This is a genomic window from Micromonospora sp. WMMA1363 (assembly GCF_030345795.1).
Taxonomy (GTDB): domain Bacteria; phylum Actinomycetota; class Actinomycetes; order Mycobacteriales; family Micromonosporaceae; genus Micromonospora.
Map to the genome: position 1 here is coordinate 2,606,709 of NZ_JAUALB010000001.1, position 18,184 is coordinate 2,624,892.

Below are 18,184 nucleotides of genomic sequence, written 5' to 3' on the forward strand. Positions count from 1 at the left end.
ATGGGCAACGCGAGAATAACAGCGTGCGGCACATCGGCCGCCACGAGGCGGCGGCGTCAGGTCGAACGCAGGTACGCCAGGACCGCGTCGGCCGTACGCCAGCCGCTGGCCAGCGCCCCCTGGATCGACGGGCTGTCCCGGTGGTCACCGGCCACGAAGAGCCCCTTCCCCAGCGCCACCGGCTTGCGCAGCCGCCCCTGCGGTGGCGGCGTGGCGGGCAGCGCGTCGGGGACATGGACGGTGGTGAGGTGCGTCCAGTCCGCCGTGGCCCGTCCGTATAGACGGGTCAGTTCGTCCCGGATCGCCGGTTCGGGTGGGATGGACGGGCCGACCGCCGAGGTGGCGACCAGGTGTCGCCCCTCCGGCGCGTACGTGGGTGCCGCCTGACTGACGACGACGGTGTTTGCGATCAGTTCCCGCCGGTCGCCGTCGACCAGCAGGATCGGCTCGTACACCGGCGGGTTGTCGGTGGCGTGGTACCAGGTCGTGTAGCTGTTCATGCGTACCCGCGACAGCCTCGGCAGCAGCGTCGTCGCCGCCGGTGGATCGACCGCCACCACGACGGCGCGGCAGGCGATCTCACCGGCCCGGGTGCGGACTCGACCGGGTGCGACCTCGCTCACCGGGGTGTCCAGGTCGATCAGGTCGGCGGGCAACGGGGCTGCGACGGCCCCGGGCAGCGCGGCCATCCCCTCGGCTGGCAGGCCGATACGGCCACGGGCGAACGAGCGCAGGATCATCGCGAGGACGTGGCTGGAGGTCTCCAACTGGCGGTCGACGAGTACGCCGGAGAGGAACGGCCGCAGCAGTTCCTCGATGATCGCGTCGGAGAGGCCGGCGCGGCGCAGTGCCACCTCGGAGGTCATCTCCGGTGCCTCCAGCAGCCGTCGGACGGGCAGCGTGGCGCAGCCGGTGGTGAGCGCGGCGAACCGCAGCCGGTCCAGCGGCGAGCCGACGCCGGCCAGTGCGGCGCCGGCCGCACCGGCCGGCTTCCGCAGCGGATTGACCAGCCGGATCAGCTCGTCTCCCCGGCGCACCAGCACGCCGGGGGTGAAGTACCCGAGGCCGAGCCGGCCGACGTCCAGCAGGGTGCCGAGCCGCGGGTAGGCGGTGTTGAGCACCTGGAAGCCGCGGTCGAGCAGGTACCCGTCGACCCTGTCGGTGGCGACCCGCCCGCCGAGCCGGCCGGTCGCCTCCAGCAGCCGCCACGGCGCGCCGGCGCGGTGCAGCCGCCGCGCCGCCGCCAGCCCGGCCAGGCCGCCGCCCACGATCACCACTTCGGTCTCAGCCGGCATGGCGCACCTCCCGCGCGGTGTTGGACGGCGACAACCGGCTCGGCCACCAGATCCTCGGGCCGATGTCGTACGACAGCGCGGGCACCAGCAACGAGCGGACGACGATGGTGTCGATCAGCACCCCGACGGCGACTGCCACCCCCAGCTCGACCAGCACGACCAGCGGGAGTACGGCGAGCGCACTGAATGTGGCGGCGAGCACGATGCCGGCGGAGGTGATGACACCACCGGTGACGACGAGCCCGTGCAGCACCCCTGCGCGGGTGCCCCGCCGCGCCGACTCCTGGCGGACCCGGCTCATCAAGAAGATGTTGTAGTCGATGCCGAGGGCGACCAGGAAAACGAAGGCGAACAGCGGGAACGAGGCGTCCACCCCGGGGAAGTCGAGGAGGTACCTGAAGATCAGCGCGCACAGCCCGAGGGTGGCTCCGTACGAGAGCAGCACTGTCGCGATGAGCAGCAGCGGGGCGAGCAGTGCCCGCAGCAACAGGGCCAGGATCACCGCTATGACGCCGAGCACCACCGGAATGATGACGTTGCGGTCCCGGGTGGAGGCGTCGGCGGTGTCGACGTTGGTCGCGGTGAAGCCGCCGACCACCGCGTCCGCGCCGGGCACCGCGTGCACGGCCACCCGCAGTTCGCGGACGGCGCGTTCGGCGCCGTCGGAGTCCGGTGGGTCGGCGAGTGTGGCCTCCAGCTACACGACGCCGTCGACCACTCGCGGCGGCGTGTCCGGGTCGGGTGGGCCGACCGGGTTCTCGGTGACCGGACGCACCGCGGCGACACCCGGTACGCCCTGCGCCACCTGGGCGACCTGTCGGGCGGTCTCCTGCCGGGCGAAGATGCTAGCCGGGCTGCCCGTGCCGGCCGGGTAGTGGCGGGCGATCGCCTCCTGCCCGGCGACCGAGTCGGTCCGCTCGGTGAACAGGTCACTCTGGCCGAGGGCGGTCGCGCCGAGCTGCGTGAGGCCGACGGTGAGCGCGGCCAGCGCGACGGCGGTGACCAGCCAGACCCGCCGGGCCCGGTGTGCCACGAAGCCGGCCACGCGGTTCCAGATCCCGTGCTCGGCCTGCGGCTGGGCGTGGTCGAAGCGCGGTCGGCGCGGCCAGAACGCCCAGCGCCCGCCGAGCACCAGCAGGGCGGGCAGGAAGGTGAGCATCACCACCAGGGTGGCCGCGATGCCGATGGCGGCGACCGGTCCGAGCGCACGGTTCGAGTTCAGGCTGGACAGGAGCAGGCAGAGCAGGCTGGCGATGGTGGTGCCGGCGGAGGCGATGATCGCCGGCGCGGCGCCGCGCCAGGCCGCTGTCATGGCGTCCCAGGGGCGTTCGTGCTGGTGTAGTTCCTCCCGGTGGCGGGCGACCAGCAGCAGGGCGTAGTCGGTGCCGGCGCCAAAGACCAGCACGGTGAGAATGCCCTGCGCTTGCCCGTTCAGTGTGATGACGTCGGCGTCGGCGAGCAGGTAGACGAAGACCGCGGCGAGCGCGAACGACATGCCGGCGGCCAGCAGCGGGAAGAGCCACAGCACCGGGCTGCGGTAGACGACGAGCAGGATCACCAGCACCACGCAGAGGGTGACCAGCAGCAGCGTCCCGTCGATGGCGGAGAAGACTTCGATCAGGTCGGCGAGCAGACCGGCCGGACCGGCCACGTTGGCGGTGAGCCCGTCGCGGTCGCCGCCGGCGATGCCGCGTAGTTCCTCGACGACGTCGCCGATCTTCTCGCCACGGTCGTCGTCGATCGGCACGACCATTTGCACGGCTTGCCCGTCATCGCTGGGGATCGGCGGCGGCAGTGGGCCGACCACGCCGGGGACCTCGGCGAAGCGGGCGGCGTCGGCGGCGATCTGCTGCCGGTCGACGTCGGTGATGCCCGAGCGCCGTTCGTAGACGACGAGCGCCGGGGTGGTGGGTTCGTCGACGAACCGGGCGGCCAGTGCTTGGGCGCGGGTCGCTTCGGCGTCGGCGGGGAGGAAGGCAGCGTTGTCGTTGGTGGCGACCTCACCGAGCCGCCCCGAGTACGGTCCGGTCACCCCTCCGATCGCCAGCCAGGCCAACGCGACCAGCAGCGCGATCAGCGTCACCCGGCTCTGATTTCCTCGTCCGGACATCCACACCCATCCAGTAACCGACGCACCAGCCACCCATCCGGAGCCCCGGCCGACATCCCCATCCTGCCGGCCCAGGCCAGCACGCGAGGCGGAAACCACCCCCACGCCGACGCCGACGCCGACGCCGACGCCGCCAATCTTGCACTCTGTGAGCCTGATAGGGCGCCATTCACGCCGTTGGTCGGAAGGTGCGGGATCGCCGACGGTGGCGGTGGCCGGGGCAAGGAAAGGCCCTTCGGCAAGGGCAGACGGGCGTGGTGGTGTGGAGTAGAGAGGAGAGGAGCTCCCCCGTTTGGACTCGAACCAAAAACCTGCCGGTTAACAGCCGGCTGCTCTGCCAATTGAGCTACGGGGGACCGCCGCCACACGCTTCCCGGATCTCTCCGACGCTGTGCGACGGGACAAGAGTACAGGACTCCCGGGGGCTACGGTCCAGGGGGTTCGCCGAACGGCCGCCACCATCACGACACTCAGATATTCGGGGCAAATCGCCATCACGGCACAAGGAGGTATGAGCGGAGAGCAGGATGGGTAGTTAGCTGCCTACGACAGGACGCAGGCGCGAATCGGTCTGTCCCGACGGGGTATGTGGCGGGACAACGGCGCGTCAGGTACGGAAGGAGCCGCCATGCGCGGAAAGATCATGTTTCTTGGCGGGCTGGCTGCGGGATTCGTCCTGGGCGCCCGTGCCGGCCGGGAGAGGTACGAGGAGCTGGTGATACGTGGCCGCAGGGTCCTCGACCACCCGACCGTCCAGGAGGCGGCCGGCGTCGCGCAGGCCCAGGCGAACCGGCTCTACAGCGAGGGCAAGGACTGGCTCGGCCAGTCGAAGCTGGGCGAGAAGCTGAGCGGCGACGGTCACAAGCAGCAGCTGGCCGCCGCCGACGACGCGTTCGCCGGCGCGCCGGCCACCATCGGCGCGAAGTCCGGCACCGGCTCGCCCTCCGGTTCCCCGTCGGCCAGCGGCACGTCCCGCAGCAAGCCGTCCAGCTCGGGCACCAGCAGCACGGTGTAACGAGGACGCCCACAGCGGGCCGGTCGTCTCGGACGATCGGCCCGCCGCCGTGCGGGTCGAGGCCGTTCGGCTGCCCGGCAGTGCGCGGAGGCACCGCTGCCCGGCAGTGCGCGGAGGCACCGCTGCCCGGCAGTGCGCGGAGGCACGGCTGCCCGGTAGAAGGGGAACCGCCCCGGGCTCCTGGTGCCGGTGGCTCGGGCGTGTCGCGCCAGCGAGAGAACGACACCTCCGCCGATATGCCTGGGTGGCATTTTTATGCCTGTCAGGCATACCGCTCGCGAGCGAATGGCCTTCCCGACGCGACACGACGTTGATACCCACGTCGACCCGGCGGCTGGACACGTCCCTGATCGTCGGACCTGCGGACCGGTCGGATTGCCCGTGGGAATCGCGTTCGCCGCTACGTTGTGCTGACCGTCGGAGCAGCTCAGTATCGACGGTCGATCGCCTGGGCGGCCAGGGCGGCGAGCGCCAGCCGGCTTTCCCGAGCCACGGAGGATCGCTCCAGCGCGGCCAGGGCCGCGTCGGCGCGGACCCGGATCATCTGCTCGATCTTCGCGCGGGCGCCGGTGCCCTCGATGATCTTCCGCAGCTCGGCGGCACCGTCCGCGTCCAGCTCGGGATTGCCGAACAGCTCCCGTAGCCGCGCGGTCTGTGCGCGGTCGGCGTGGTCGCGGGTCAGGGCCATCATGACCGTGGGCTTACCCTCGCGCAGATCGTCCAGAACGGACTTACCGGTGACCGCCGCGTTGCCGAAGACGCCCAGCACGTCGTCCCGAAGCTGAAAGGCATCGCCGAGCGGGTCACCGAACTCGGCCAGCGCGGCGATCAGCCCCGGCGCCGCTCCGGCCAGTGCGGCGCCGATCTGCAAGGGCCGGGTGACGGTGTAGCGGGCTGCCTTCATGCGGATCACCGCAAGCGCGTTGGCGACCGAACCGTTGCCCATTCCGGACACCAGGTCCAGGTACTCCCCCACGATCACCTCGGTGCGCATCAGCGCAAGGACGCGGTACCCCCGATGCACCGCCTCGCTGCTCAACCCGCACTCGTGGAACATCTGGTCCGACCAGGCGACGCAGAGGTCGCCGCAGAGCAGGGCGGTGTTGCGTCCGTACGCCTCGGGATCGCCCCGCCAGGACGAACGGGCGTGCAGGTCGGCGAAGATCCGGTGCACCGAGGGCTGTCCCCGACGAAGGTCACTGCCGTCGAGGATATCGTCGTGGATCAAGGCAAACGTGTGGAACAGCTCCAGCGCGGCGGCGGCCACCACGATCGGCGTGCCGTCCGGCTCGCCCGCACTCCGCCAGCCCCAGTAGCAGAACAGCGGGCGGAGGCGCTTGCCACCGGCGAGCACGAACCGGCGCAACGCCGAGCGGACGCCGCACGGCGCCCAGTCCGGCCAGTCCGGATCCTGCCGGTCGAGGAACGCCGCCAGCTCGGCGTCGACCCGGGCGCGCAGCTCGCTCGGGTCGGTCGGCGCCACCGTGACGGTCACGGCTCCTCCCTCGGCCACCCGGCCGATCCCAGTCCGGTCGGTTCCAGCGGAAGCCCGTTCACCTCGGTCACGGCGACCCGCTTTCGCGTGCTGTACGCATGGCACTCCTCCGGCCTCCGGTCGGGAACCGGCCCGCATATATCTACATAGATATCAGAAGAGTATTCGGAAAGGCATCCGTCATCCTGCTTCCCCGCTCGTCCGCCGCCCGCCCCGCGAGATCTCACCAGCCAGCGCCAAGGTCAACGGCACCGGACGAGGCGCCCGGTCCGCGCGGCGGACGGGACAGGCAGGGACGGTCGGCGTCTCGCCCGCTTCCCCGCGACCCAGCCAGAGATCAGCACCACAAGCAGCGAACGGTAAGGCAACGGCGGGAACGGGAACCGGGGTAACGGGCGATTCAGTGACGAGGGGCGTTGCGCTTCTTGCGCAGCTTACGGTCGTCCCGCAGCTCGACGTACGGCTCCTTGTCCGGCGGCCGCAACCCGGCGGCGATGGCACGGCCGCGCTCCAGTTCGGCGTCGAATTCGGCGCCCAACAGGATGGCGATGTTACTGAGCCAGAGCCACACCAGAAATATGATCACCCCGGCGAGCGCGCCGTACGTCTTGTTGTACGAGCCGAAGTTGCCCACGTAGAACGCGAAGAGCCCGGAGACCGCCAACCAGATCACCACGGCCAACACGCTTCCCGGACTGACCCACCGGAAGCCGCCGTGCCGCGCGTTCGGCGAGGCCCAGTAGAGGATGGCGAACATCAGGCTGACCAGGAGCAGCAACACCGGCCACTTGGCGACGTTCCACACCGTCACCGCCGTCGGGCCCACCCCGAACGCGCCCCCCACAGCCGCGGCGAGACCGCCGGTGAAGACCACGATGACCGCGCTGGCCAGCAGCAGCACCCCGATCACCGCGGTGACGCCGATCCGGATGGGCAGGGTCTTCCACATCGGCCGCCCCTCCGGCACGTCGTAGACGGTGTTCGAGGCCCGCATGAACGCACCGACGTAACCCGAGGCCGACCAGAAGGCGGTGAGCAGACCGACGATCGCGGCGATCCCCGCAGCCCCCGGTTCTCCTGCCTGGTCGATGGCCGAGACTAGGATCCGCCGGGTGTTCTCCTCCGGCACGGCCTGGTTGACCGTGGCCAGGACACCGTCCGTCGCACGGGCATCGAGCAGACCGAGCAGCGAGACCAGGACCACCAGGCCGGGAAAGATGGAGAGCACCCCGTAGTAGGTGAGCGCCGCCGCCCAGTCGATGAGACTGTCGTCGAAGAACTCGCGGCCGGTGCGCCGCAGCGCCGCCTTCCAACCGGCGCTGGGCAGGTCGGTCGGGCGGTCCGGCCCGTCGTCCGGGCCGACCGGTCGGGTTTGGACGCTGTGCCCGCCGGGCTCCCGTTCGGTGCCGCGCTCCCGGGTGCCGCGTTGCGCGCGACGCCGTGGCTGTCACCGGTCTCCGGTCGGACCTTGGCCGGCCCGCTGACACCACCGGCGACGTCGACCGGCTCACGGTCCCGCCGGCGGACGGAAGACTCATCGGAGGTCATCGCCCCTCCCTCGTGTCGGCTGCGTTCTTCACCATGCCCCGACGGCGGTGAACGCTAACCAGCTACTTGTAGAGCAGCCGACCCATCCTGCGCGAGGCGATCAGCAGGCCAGCGGCCAGCGCGACGACCAGGTAGAGGACGTCGAGCAGCCACACCCAGCCGGCCGTGCCCACGGTGATGCCACGGATCAGGTGCACCGCCCGGTAGAGCGGGGTCACCTCGACCAGCCAACGCAGCAGCGCCGGGTAGCCCTCGGCCGGGATGAAGGTACCGGAGAACAGAAAGAGGACGAACTGCGCCGAGCCCATCAGGTCGAAATCCTGCCAGCTGCGCATGAACGTGGAGATCGCCATCCCGAGCGCCCCGAACGCGAAGCCGACCAGCACCGCCGCCGGGAACGCGGCCAGGGCACGGGCCGCGGTCGTCAGGTCCATCACGGTCATCACCACCAGGAACGCGGCCGAATAGGCGCTGCCCCGCAGCATCGCCCAGGCCAGCTCGCCGAGGGCGATCTCGAACGGCTGCACCGGGGTGGCGATCACCCCGTCGTACAGCTTCATGTACTTCATCTTCCCGAAGAAGTTGAAGGTGGTCTCGGCGAGCGCGCCGGTCATCGCGGACGAGGCGAGCATGGCCGGGGCGACGAACGCCGCGTACGTGACGACCGGACCGCCGGGCAGCGTGAGGTCGCCGACGAGCGCGCCGACCCCGACGCCGATCGAGAGCAGGTAGAGCAGCGGCTCGACGAAACCGGAGACGAGCAGCAGCCAGTAGACGGACCTCAGGGCCGCGACGTTGCGCTGGGTCACCGAAGCCGACCGCCGCGAGGCGGCGGAAACGTCGACCAACCGGGGTAGGACGAGACTGACCATGAACCCTTCCTAGACGACGAGCCGGCGGCCGAAGGCGCGACGGGCCAGCAGCCAGCCGCCGACCACCCAGGCAGCCAGGTAGAGCAGATGACCGGCGACCGACCACTGCGGGGCGATGCCGAGGGTCGCCGCGCGGGACAGGTCGACGGCGTGCCACAGCGGCGTGGCGTACGCGAGCCAGCGCAGCGCCAGCGGCAGCGACTCGACCGGGAAGAACACCCCGGCGAAGAGCGTCATCGGGATCACCGCGAACCGGAACAGCATCGCGAGCCAGCTGTCCGAATCGACCGCCGCCGCGTACGCGAAGGTGGGGGCCGCGACCGCCAGGCCGAGCAGCGCCGCCACCGGCAGCGCCAGCACCGCCCACGGCGACCGCAGCGCCCCCAGCAGACCGGTCACCACGAGGAACGCCGTGGCCGAGGTCAACACCCGGAACAGGACGTACGCCAGGTGACCGCCGAGGATGTCGCCCACCCGCAGCGGCGCCGCGCTCTGCGCGAAGTAGGTCTTGATCCACTGGAAGTTGCTGAACACCGGCCAGGTGGACTCGGCGATCGCCACCTGCAACGCCGTCGAGGCGAGCAGCCCGCCGACGATCCAACTCAGGTAGCTCACCCCACCGACGCCCCGGTCGATGTAGGCCCCGACGCCCACTCCGAAGCCGAGCACGGTCAGCGCGGGCAGCAGGAACGAGGAGAAGACGCCGGCCCGCCAGGTGCGCCGGTAACCCACCAGGTAGTGCGCGAGCACCGCCAACGCCGGCACCCGCGGCAGCGCCGGCCGAGCCCGGTCCCGCGCCATCTCCGTCATGCCACTCCGCTCCCCGTCCACCCCGTCACCGTCCACCCGTCCCCGTCCACCCGTCCCCATCCACTCGGTCTTCCTACCGCACCGGTACGACAGGCCGCGGCCACCCTACGGCGCCCCGCCCGCCCTGTCGCCCGATTTGCCGGTGGGGTCATGGTTGATCGACTTCGTGCCGCGGCAGCGGGCTGTCCGGGCCAGCCGGATACCGCGTCGCCGGCGGCACGGAGTGGATCGACCGGCCCGCTACCGCCGCTCGGGAGCGTGGGCGACGAACGCGCGCCAGGTCTCGGGGGCGAAGGCCAGGACGGGGCCGCCCGGGTCCTTGGAGTCGCGCACGGCGACCCGGCCGGGGAGGTTGTCGGCGACCTCCACGCAGTTGCCGCCGCTGCCGTTGCTGCGGGTGCTCTTGCGCCATGCGGCGCCGGTCAGGTCCATGTCTCCGCCACTTCAGCTATCAGGTCGAGGGACTGCTGCTGCGATAGTGCCTCACCACGGATCGACTCCCAAACCTCGACCATCTGCTGCACGTAGTCGGCGCGGTCGATCACCTGCCCGTGGCGCTGCCCGTCCAGGTAGACGACGTCCTCTCCGGCCGGCGACGTGGCGATCACGAAGGGGCCGTCGAGCCCGGCGTAGGCCCCGGCCGAGAGCGGCACGACCTGGATGCGGACCCGCGGCAGCGTCTTGCCCAGCTTCACGAGATGCTGCAACTGCTCCCGCATCACCTCCGGCCCACCGACGCGGCGGCGCAGCAGGTACTCGTCGACGACCACGCTGAGCAGCGGTGGCCGGTCGCGGATCAGGACCCCCTGCCGGTCGAGCCGGGCGGTCACCTGCTGCTCGATCTCGTCCTCCGCGAACAGCCCGGCGCCGGCCAGGATGGCGCGGGCGTAGCCCTCGGTCTGCGACAGGCCCGGCACGTAGAGCGGCTCGAACGAGCGCAAGGCCGTCGCCTCCTGCTCGATCCCGGCCCAGTCGCGGAACCACGGCACCACGGTCTCCCGGCTGATCCGTTTCTGGATGCGCTCGAACCGCCCGTCCGCGCCGAGGACCGCGTCGCACCGGCGGGCGAAGTCCAGGCTCGGCCTGCGCTCGCAGGTCTCCACCTTGGCCACCAGCGCGCCCGAATAGCTCAGGGCCTCGGCGAGGGTGGTCTGGGACATGCCGTTGGCGGCCCGAACGAGCCGCAACTCCTCCGCAAAGTGGTCCAACATGGACGAACGTTCCACGGACAGCCTCCGTACATCCTCGGACCGCCTGGGGTCGACCGCCGTACGCGCTGGTCGTCGGCGCGCGGGACCTCCCACCGTAGTCGCGTCGCCAACACACTGTCACGCAGCGGAACCGCTCACGGGATCGGACGGCGGGCGGAACCAGGCCGGGAGCGCCCCGGCCCGACAGCTCCGGGGCGCTCTCTCCCACCTCGACGGAGGCACGATGCGACTCAGGTTCTGGCGCGGCGCGCGCCCGACGCCGCCCACCCCGTTCCCGATGCCACCCGTCCCGCTCCCCCGACGTGCGCCGAACCAACACCCGTCATGGGCGACCGCCCCGACGGAGGTCCCCACCGACGACCCGACCCGGCCCACCTGGGCGACCGCCCCGACGCGGGCCTTCCCCGTCAGCCGACCCGGCTGCCCGGGGCGGCTGACCCGCGCGCAGGAGTGGCGGGCGAACGGCGGCCGGTGCTCGGGCGGCTCGGAGGGCCCGCGCTGATGCCGCGCCACCGCCCACACGTGCCGGCCCGCCCGTCCTGGCGCTGCCGGGTGTGCGGAGCCGCGTGGCCGTGCTCACCGGCCCGGCTGGCCCTGCTCGGCGAGTACCGCGAGAACCGGATTGGGCTGCTGGTCTACCTCGGAACGCTGATGGCCGAGGCCGTGACCGACGTGGCCGACCTGAACGGTCCGACAGCGTCGGCGAACCTGCACGACCGTTTCCTGGCCTGGGCCCGGGCCCGGGGCGACGGCGGCCACGACAGATCTGGACAGCCTTAATCTACATAGGTAGGGTAAGGGCATGGAGCCGCTCGAACGGATCGGTGGCGCCACCGTCGACGTGCTGCGCGTCCTGCTCGACGGGGGGCGGCCGCGCTGGGGCCTGGAGATCATCAAAGTGACCGGCCGCCCGTCCGGCAGCGTCTACCCGCTGTTGGAGCGCCTGGAACGGCACGGCTGGGTCACCTCCTCCTGGGAGGAGGAGATGGATCGGCGCGGACCCCGACGACGCATGTACGAGCTGACCGCCGACGGCGCCCGGGAGGCACAGCGGGTGTGCGCCCGAGCGGCCACGCGGGTCACCCCTGTCCGGTCCACCCGGCCCCGGGAGGCCTGATGGATCGGCTGACCGTCGCGCTCGCCCTGGTCCGCTGTGCCGCCGCACTGCTGCCCAGCCCACACCGCGCCCGCTACCTCGAACAGTGGCGGGCCGACGTGCGGGGAGCCGCCGGGCTGGACCTGTCACCCCTGCGCCTCGCGGTGGGGACCACCGTCGCCGCCGCACGGATCGCCGTCATCTACCGAAAGGGATCACACGCCATGCAACCCATCGGCCCGCTCGCCCTCGCCCTGCGGCTCGTCGGCGGTCCCGGTGCCCGCCGCCGCGCCGTGACGCTCGCCGCGCTGTTCGGATTCGCCCTGCTGGCCGGCCTCGGACTGCTCCTCACCGGGTGACCCGGTCAGGAGAGGGCGGCGCGGGGCGACACCGCCGTTGGGTCGGACAGACGACTCATCGTCCACGTGACGATCCCAGGACCGGCGGAGCCCCACGCCGTGGCGATCAGTCCACCAACGTGCGGCCGGTGAGGTGCAGGAAGACGTCCTCCAGGCTGCTGCGCCGGACCAGCACGTTGACCGGATGCAGGCCCAGCCCGGTGACCTCGGTCACCGCCGCGTCGCCGTCGGCCACATAGAGCAGGATCCGGTCGGGCAGCACCTCGACTCGCTCGCCCAGCCCGTCGAGCTTGCCCGCGAACGCCTCCTGCGATTCGGCGGCGAAGCGCAGCTCGACCACCTCCCGGGTGGAGTGCCGCTCGATCAGCGCCCGGGGCGAGCCCTCGGCGACGATCCGCCCGCCGTCCATCACCACCAGGCGGTCACAGAGCTGCTCGGCCTCGTCCATGTAGTGCGTGGTGAGCACCAGCGTGACGCCCTGCTGCTTGAGCCGGAACAGCCGCTCCCACACCAGGTGCCGGGCCTGCGGGTCGAGACCGGTGGTCGGCTCGTCGAGCAACACGATCTCCGGCTCGTTGACCAGCGCGCGGGCGATGGTGAGCCGGCGTTTCATGCCGCCGGACAACGGCTCGACCTTGCTGTCGGCCCGCTCGGCGAGCTGCACGAAGTCGAGCAACTCGGCGGCGCGGGCGCGGGCCACCCGGCGCGGGATGCCGAAGTATCGCGCGTAAGTCGTCAGATTCTCCCGGACGGTCAGCTCCGGGTCGAGGTTGTCGAGCTGGGGGCAGACGCCGAGCCGGGCCCGGATGGCGGGGCCGTCGCGCACCGGATCCATGCCGAGGATGCGCAGCTGTCCGCCGCTGGGGGGCGAGATGCAGCCGACCATCCGCATGGTGGACGACTTGCCGGCGCCGTTGGGCCCGAGGAAGCCGAACGCCTCACCGGCGCGGACCTCCACGTCGATGCCGTCCACGGCGGTGAAGTCGCCGAACCGCTTCACCAGCCCCCGTGCCTGGATGAGTGGTTGTGCCATGGTCACCCCCCGACCTTAGCGATCAGGTCCGACACTCCCCACCGAGTTACCGCGCGGCGGTACCGCAGCGGCACAGCGGCAACGACGAGCACAGCGGCAACGACGAGCACAGCGGCAACGACGAGCACAGCGCTGACCGCACGTGGCACCTGACCACGCACGGGCTGCCGCCGCCACGCGCAACCGGTCAGGCGTCGCGGGACGTCGTCGCGTCCCGGGCCGCCGCGACCAGACGGTCGGTCGCCGCGAGCACGTCCGGGTCGTCCGGGGGCGTTCCCGGCTCGAACCGGACCGTCCAGGTCAGACCGTCGACCCCGGGCACCCGCCGGGCGACCACCCGCCCCGCCCCGCCGGGCACCGGGTGGAGCTGGGTGTACGCCACCGACTTCGTGACCCGGGTCCGCACCTGGTGCGGCAGGTCCGCCGGGTCGACCAACAGGTACGTCTCGGCGGGCAGGTCGGCGACGACCAGGTAGCCCTCGCGCTCGGTGACATGTTCGGCGGGGGTGACGGTCAGCTCCCGCCCGGACCAGACGGCCTTGAGGATGTCGTGCCACCCGATCCGGTGCCCCCGACCCGGCAGCCACAGCCCCCGGTCGGTGGCGACCAGCACCCCGTCGGCCTCGCCGCTGCCGGCGGCGGCCCAGTCGAGCACGCGCTCGTCGGGGCCGAGCGGCGGACGGTCGGCCGGCGGCAGCTTCGGCCGGCGGCGGAACAGCGCCATCTAGAGTCCCTTCCAGGACGGTGCCATCCAGAGTCCCTTCCAGGACGGTGCCATCTAGAGCCCTCCCGCGGCCTGCTCGCGCAGCGCCCGGGCGTGCTGCTCCAGCGACAACAGCTCGCCGAAGGCGGCGAAGTACTCGTCCTTGTTGCTGACCGGGTTGATCCGCTGGATCTTGGACTTGAGGTCCCGGATCCGGCCGGTCACCGAGCCCCACTGCAACCGCGCCATCGTCACCGAGAGGTAGCGCGGATCAGGCTCCCCGTCGATGCGCAGTGGCTCGACGGCCAGCTCACCGACGAGCGCCTTGGCGGCGAGGTCGTCACAGGCGTCGCGGACCGACTCGATCCACACCGCGCCGCCGGTGGCCGCCGCCACCCCACCGGCCGCCGCGACCGCCGACCGGACCGCCACGTGTACGGGGTGTCGGTACTCGGTGGCCTCGACCGCGTCGAACATCGGCCCGGCCAGCACCGGCACCTGCAGGGCCAGCTTCAGCGCCTCGCGCTCGACCATCGACTGCGGGCTGTCCACGGTCGGCTCGGCGGGGGCGGAACGGGCGGCCGCCCCCCGGTCCGACGCGGGGGCGTTACCGGCTTCCAGCACCGCCCGCAGCACCGGCTCGATCTCCATGCCCAGGTCGCCGGCGAGCTTGCGGACGTACTCCGGGCGCTTCTCCCGATCCTTGATCTTGGCAACCAGCGGCGCCGCCCGACGCATCGCCTCCACCCGGCCGTCGACGGTGTCCAGGTCGTACCGGCTGATCGCATGCCGCAGCGCGAAGTCGACGAGCGGCTCGCGGCGGGCGACCAGATCACGGACCGCGAGGTCACCCTTGGCCAGGCGCAGCTCGCACGGATCCATGTTGTCCGGGCTGACGGCGATGAAGGTACGCCCGACAAAGCGCTGGTCGTCGTCGAACGCGCGCAGCGCCGCCTTCTGCCCGGCGGCATCCCCGTCGAAGGTGAAAATGATCTCACCGGCGACCGCGTCGGTGTCGAGCAGCAACCGGCGCAGCACCCCGATGTGGTCGACGCCGAACGCGGTGCCGCAGGTCGCCACGGCGGTCGGCACCCCGGCCAGGTGACAGGCCATCACGTCGGTGTACCCCTCGACGACGACCACCTTGCCCTGCTTGGCGATCTCCCGCTTGGCCTGGTCGATGCCGTAGAGGACGTGCGACTTCTTGTAGATCGGTGTCTCGGGGGTGTTCAGGTACTTCGGGCCGTCGTCGTCGTCGAAGAGTTTGCGGGCGCCGAAGCCGATCACGCCACCGGTCAGGTCGCGGATCGGCCAGAGCAGCCGCCGGCGGAACCGGTCGATCAGGCTACCCGAACGGGCCGGGCGGGACAGCCCGGCAGTCACCAGCTCGTCGTGGCTGAAGCCCCGCTGGCGCAGGTGCTTCGTCAGCAGGTCCCACCCGTCCGGGGCGAAGCCGCAGCCGTACCGCTCGGCGGCGGCCCGGTCGAAGCCGCGGCGGGCCAGGAACTCACGGGCCGGCCGGGCACCGGGCGTGGTGAGCTGGGCCCGGTAGAACTCGACGGCGGCGGCGTGCGCGGCGACCAGCCGCTGCCGCTGTCCCTGCTGCGGGCGGGAGCGCGGGGTCGGAGTATCGGCCGCCACGTACCGCAGCTGGATGCCGGCGCGGGCGGCGAGCCGCTCGATCGACTCCACGAAGGTGAGGTGCTCGGCGTCCATCAGGAACTTGATCGCGTCCCCGCCGGCGCCGCAGCCGAAGCAATACCACACGTTCCGGGCGGGCGAGACGTTGAACGACGGGCTCTTCTCGTCGTGGAACGGGCAGAGCCCCTTCAGGTTGCCGCCGCCGGCGGACCGGAGGGTGACCGACTCGGAGATGACGTCGGCGATCGAGGTGCGCTCGCGGACCAGCGCGATGTCCTCGTCCCGGATCCGCCCCACCATCTCCGCCACCCCCTCGGTCTCCGCCACCCCCTCGGGTCTACATCCTGCCCTGTCCGGCCGACAACGCGCCGCCGGGGGACACGGGTGTGGTGCCCCGCCCGGTCAGTGGAGCCGGCGGCGCAGGTAGCGGCGGACCGGCGGCGGGTCCTCCTCCTCGTACGAACGGGCGGTGCGGACCGCGGCGGCCAGCCCGTAGCGGGGGTTGCGCGGCGGCGGACTGGCCGCCGGATCCCGGGACATGTCCTTGACCAGCGCGGCGGCCAGCCCCAGCATCACCACCACGAACGGCAGGGCCACCAGGATCGTGGCCTGTTGCAGGGCGCTCAACCCACCGGCCAGCAGCAGCACCCCGGCCACCGAACCGATCAGCACCCCCCACGTCACCACGAGCGCGCGGTGCGGGCGCAGGGCGCCCCGGGAGGTGAGCGACCCGAGCACCAGTGAGGCCGAGTCGGCGCTGGTCACGAAGTAGAGCGCGATCAGCGTCATGGCCAACACGCTGGTCAGCGCCGCCAGGGGCAACGCGTCCAGCAGGCCGAAGAGCGCCTGCTCGGAGCTGGCGTCCACGTCGGCGACCAGGTCCCGGACGCCGGTGGCCTGCACACGCAGCGCGGTACCGCCCATCACCGCGAACCACACCGCGCTGGCACCGCTGGGCACCAGGAGGACACCGACCAGGAACTGCCGGACGGTCCGTCCTCGGGAGATACGCGCGATGAAGGTGCCCACGAACGGCGCCCACGAGATCCACCACGCCCAGTAGAAGATCGTCCAGGAGCCCAACCAGGCGGGGTCGGAGAACGCACCGGTGCGGGTGGACATGAAGATCAGATTGGTGAGGTAGTCACCAACCGAGGCGGGCAGCACCTCCAGGGCGTAGATGGTCGGCCCGACCACGAAGACGAAGAGCATCAGCAGCACCGCCAGCACCACGTTGGTGGTGGACAGCCACTTGATGCCCCGGTGTAGGCCGGAGAAGGCGGAGAACACGAAGGCCAGGGTGAGCGCACCGATCACCACCAGCTCCACGGCGGTGGTGTTCGGGACGCCGGCCACCAGGTCCAGCCCGGCGGCGACCTGGAGCGCGCCCAGACCGAGGCTGGTCGCCGAGCCGAAGACGGTGGCGAAGACCGCCAGCAGGTCGATGGTGCGTCCGGCCGGCCCGTCGGCCCGGTCGCCGAGCAGCGGCCGGAAGGCCGCCGAGATCCGGTTCTCCCGTCCTTTGCGAAACGTCGAGTACGCCAGCGCGAGGGCCACCACCGCGTAGATCGCCCACGGGTGCAGCGTCCAGTGGAAGAGCGTGTACTGCATCGCCGCCGAACCGGCCGCACCGGTCTGCGGCTCGACCCCGGTGGCCGGCGGCGGCGTCGCGTAGTGCTGGATGGGCTCGGCCACGGCGAAGAAGACCAGGCCGATGCCCATCCCGGCGCTGAACATCATCGCGACCCAGGCCAGCGTGTTGAACTCCGGCTCGTCCGAGTCGGCGCCCAACCTGATCCGGCCGAACCTGGTCGCCGCGATCACCACCGCCAGCACCAGGAAGGCATCGGCGGCCAGCACGAAGAACCAGCCGAACGTGCTGATCGCCCAGGTCAGACCAGCCTCGCCGAAGCCGGCCAGGGAACCGCGGGCCAGCACGCCCCAGGCCACGACCGCCAGTACGCCCCCGACGCCGAGCGCCAGCACCACCCGGTCCACCCGGCCGGCGGTCCGCGACCCCTCCCCCACCCGCTCGCCCATAACCACCCCCTTGCCCATCCTGCTGCCGGTCGGGGGGACGTGCGGGTGAAATCGGTCGAGGCGCATTCCCCGGCCGGGAACGCGCGGGCCGGCGTGGCTGCCGGATTCGCCGGCGGCCGCCGGTCAGGACACCACCGTCTCCTCCGCCTCGAGCTGACGATTCCAATCCGGCTTGCTGGCCCGCCAGCCCTCGTCGTCCATGCCCCGCCGCCAGTAGCCGGAGATCGAAAGCCGTTCCCGGGGGATGCCCCGGTCGACGCGCAGCAGCCGGCGCAGTTCCCGGACGAAGGTCGCCTCGCCGTGGACGAAGGCGTGCACGTCGCCGGGCGGGAAGTCCAGCGCACGCACCGCCGCGACGAGCGCCTCGCCGACCGGCCGGTCACCGCGGTGCAGCCAGGTCAGGTCCAGCCGCCCCGGGCTGGGCAGGTGCTGCTCCTCCGTCGGGTCGCCGATCTCGGCGAGGACGATGGCCGGCGCGCCGGCCGGCAGCCGCTCCAGCGCGACGGCGATGGCGGGCAGCGCGCTCTCGTCGCCGACCAGCAGGTGCCAGTCGGCGTCCGGGTTGGGGGCGTACGCCCCACCGGGGCCGGTGAAGTGCACCGGGTCGCCGGGACGCAACGTCGCCGTCCACGGTCCGGCCAGCCCTTCGTCGCCGTGGTGCACCACGTCCACGGTCAGCTCGCCGGCGACCGGGTCGTACGCCCGCACGGTGTACGCGCGCAGCCGTGGCCACTGCGCGGGCGGCAGGTCACGGCGGATGCCGGCCAGATCGATCGGCTCCGGGTACGCCACCCCGGGCACCGGAAAGAGGATCTTGATGTAGTGGTCGGTGAATTCACCCACCGGCAGCTCGGCCAGCTCGTCGCCGCCGAACACCAGCCGGACCAGGTGCGGGGTGGGCCGCGTGATCCGGACGACCCGGGCGGACGTGACCTTCTTCGGACGCTCCGTCATCC

General features: G+C 71.8%; 16 protein-coding genes, 1 tRNA gene and 1 pseudogene. 4 read left to right on the forward strand and 14 right to left on the reverse strand.

From position 1 onward, the window contains the following. Positions 1 to 56: 56 nt before the first annotated feature. From QTQ03_RS11885 to QTQ03_RS11895, 3 genes and pseudogenes are all read right to left on the reverse strand, one after another. Entirely contained in the window at positions 57 to 1,295 is a 1,239-nt protein-coding gene (locus QTQ03_RS11885) for an NAD(P)/FAD-dependent oxidoreductase (protein WP_289278060.1), read from the reverse strand. Beyond that, positions 1,285 to 3,405, reverse strand: a pseudogene (locus QTQ03_RS11890) (MMPL family transporter). The gene QTQ03_RS11885 and the pseudogene QTQ03_RS11890 overlap by 11 nt, the downstream one beginning before the upstream one ends. A gap of 283 nt (positions 3,406 to 3,688) precedes the next feature. Next, a tRNA-Asn gene (locus QTQ03_RS11895) sits at positions 3,689 to 3,761 on the reverse strand. A gap of 272 nt (positions 3,762 to 4,033) precedes the next feature. Between QTQ03_RS11895 and QTQ03_RS11900 the strand changes: the two genes are divergently transcribed. Then, a complete protein-coding gene (locus QTQ03_RS11900) occupies positions 4,034 to 4,420 on the forward strand; it encodes a hypothetical protein (protein WP_289278061.1) in 387 nt (128 codons plus the stop codon). A gap of 427 nt (positions 4,421 to 4,847) precedes the next feature. Here the strand turns inward: QTQ03_RS11900 and QTQ03_RS11905 are convergent, their stop codons facing one another. From QTQ03_RS11905 to QTQ03_RS11930, 6 genes are all read right to left on the reverse strand, one after another. Then, positions 4,848 to 5,915, reverse strand: coding sequence for a polyprenyl synthetase family protein (locus QTQ03_RS11905; RefSeq protein WP_289278062.1), 1,068 nt, complete (start codon positions 5,913 to 5,915; stop codon positions 4,848 to 4,850). Between the two features lie 400 nt (positions 5,916 to 6,315). Then, on the reverse strand, positions 6,316 to 7,242 hold the full coding sequence (locus QTQ03_RS11910) for a YihY/virulence factor BrkB family protein (protein WP_289280783.1): 927 nt from the start codon (positions 7,240 to 7,242) through the stop codon (positions 6,316 to 6,318). 283 nt (positions 7,243 to 7,525) lie between these two features. Further along, entirely contained in the window at positions 7,526 to 8,335 is an 810-nt protein-coding gene (locus tag QTQ03_RS11915) for an ABC transporter permease (protein WP_289278063.1), read from the reverse strand. Between the two features lie 9 nt (positions 8,336 to 8,344). Next, positions 8,345 to 9,145, reverse strand: a complete 801-nt coding sequence (locus QTQ03_RS11920) for an ABC transporter permease (protein WP_289278064.1) — start codon at positions 9,143 to 9,145, stop codon at positions 8,345 to 8,347. A 240-nt stretch (positions 9,146 to 9,385) separates the two neighbouring features. After that, positions 9,386 to 9,577: a DUF397 domain-containing protein gene (locus tag QTQ03_RS11925; protein WP_289278065.1), complete on the reverse strand. Its 192-nt coding sequence runs from the start codon at positions 9,575 to 9,577 to the stop codon at positions 9,386 to 9,388. After that, a complete protein-coding gene (locus QTQ03_RS11930) occupies positions 9,568 to 10,356 on the reverse strand; it encodes a helix-turn-helix domain-containing protein (protein ID WP_289278066.1) in 789 nt (262 codons plus the stop codon). The genes QTQ03_RS11925 and QTQ03_RS11930 overlap by 10 nt, the downstream gene beginning before the upstream one ends. Positions 10,357 to 10,857: 501 nt before the next feature. Between QTQ03_RS11930 and QTQ03_RS11935 the strand changes: the two genes are divergently transcribed. The 3 genes from QTQ03_RS11935 to QTQ03_RS11945 are packed head-to-tail and all read left to right on the forward strand — an operon-like array spanning position 10,858 to position 11,811. Then, positions 10,858 to 11,136 carry a flavin reductase gene (locus QTQ03_RS11935; RefSeq protein ID WP_289278067.1) on the forward strand — a complete coding sequence of 93 codons (279 nt, stop codon included), beginning with the start codon at positions 10,858 to 10,860 and terminating at the stop codon, positions 11,134 to 11,136. Between the two features lie 22 nt (positions 11,137 to 11,158). Continuing rightward, positions 11,159 to 11,473, forward strand: coding sequence for a PadR family transcriptional regulator (locus QTQ03_RS11940; protein WP_289278068.1), 315 nt, complete (start codon positions 11,159 to 11,161; stop codon positions 11,471 to 11,473). Further along, positions 11,473 to 11,811 carry a hypothetical protein gene (locus tag QTQ03_RS11945; protein ID WP_289278069.1) on the forward strand — a complete coding sequence of 113 codons (339 nt, stop codon included), beginning with the start codon at positions 11,473 to 11,475 and terminating at the stop codon, positions 11,809 to 11,811. Before QTQ03_RS11940 ends, QTQ03_RS11945 begins: the two co-directional genes overlap by 1 nt. Positions 11,812 to 11,917: 106 nt before the next feature. Here the strand turns inward: QTQ03_RS11945 and QTQ03_RS11950 are convergent, their stop codons facing one another. The 5 genes from QTQ03_RS11950 to QTQ03_RS11970 form a co-directional block, all read right to left on the reverse strand. Further along, positions 11,918 to 12,850, reverse strand: coding sequence for an ABC transporter ATP-binding protein (locus tag QTQ03_RS11950; protein ID WP_289278070.1), 933 nt, complete (start codon positions 12,848 to 12,850; stop codon positions 11,918 to 11,920). A gap of 181 nt (positions 12,851 to 13,031) precedes the next feature. Next, complete coding sequence (locus tag QTQ03_RS11955) at positions 13,032 to 13,568, reverse strand: hypothetical protein (protein ID WP_289278071.1); 537 nt, start codon at positions 13,566 to 13,568, stop codon at positions 13,032 to 13,034. Between the two features lie 54 nt (positions 13,569 to 13,622). Further along, positions 13,623 to 15,488: a DNA primase gene (gene dnaG / locus QTQ03_RS11960; RefSeq protein ID WP_289280784.1), complete on the reverse strand. Its 1,866-nt coding sequence runs from the start codon at positions 15,486 to 15,488 to the stop codon at positions 13,623 to 13,625. A gap of 102 nt (positions 15,489 to 15,590) precedes the next feature. Continuing rightward, the gene (locus QTQ03_RS11965; RefSeq protein ID WP_289278072.1) at positions 15,591 to 17,228 is read right to left on the reverse strand and encodes a BCCT family transporter; all 1,638 of its coding nucleotides are present in this window, start codon (positions 17,226 to 17,228) and stop codon (positions 15,591 to 15,593) included. Between the two features lie 123 nt (positions 17,229 to 17,351). Further along, complete coding sequence (locus QTQ03_RS11970) at positions 17,352 to 18,182, reverse strand: siderophore-interacting protein (protein ID WP_289278073.1); 831 nt, start codon at positions 18,180 to 18,182, stop codon at positions 17,352 to 17,354. Positions 18,183 to 18,184: the final 2 nt, after the last annotated feature.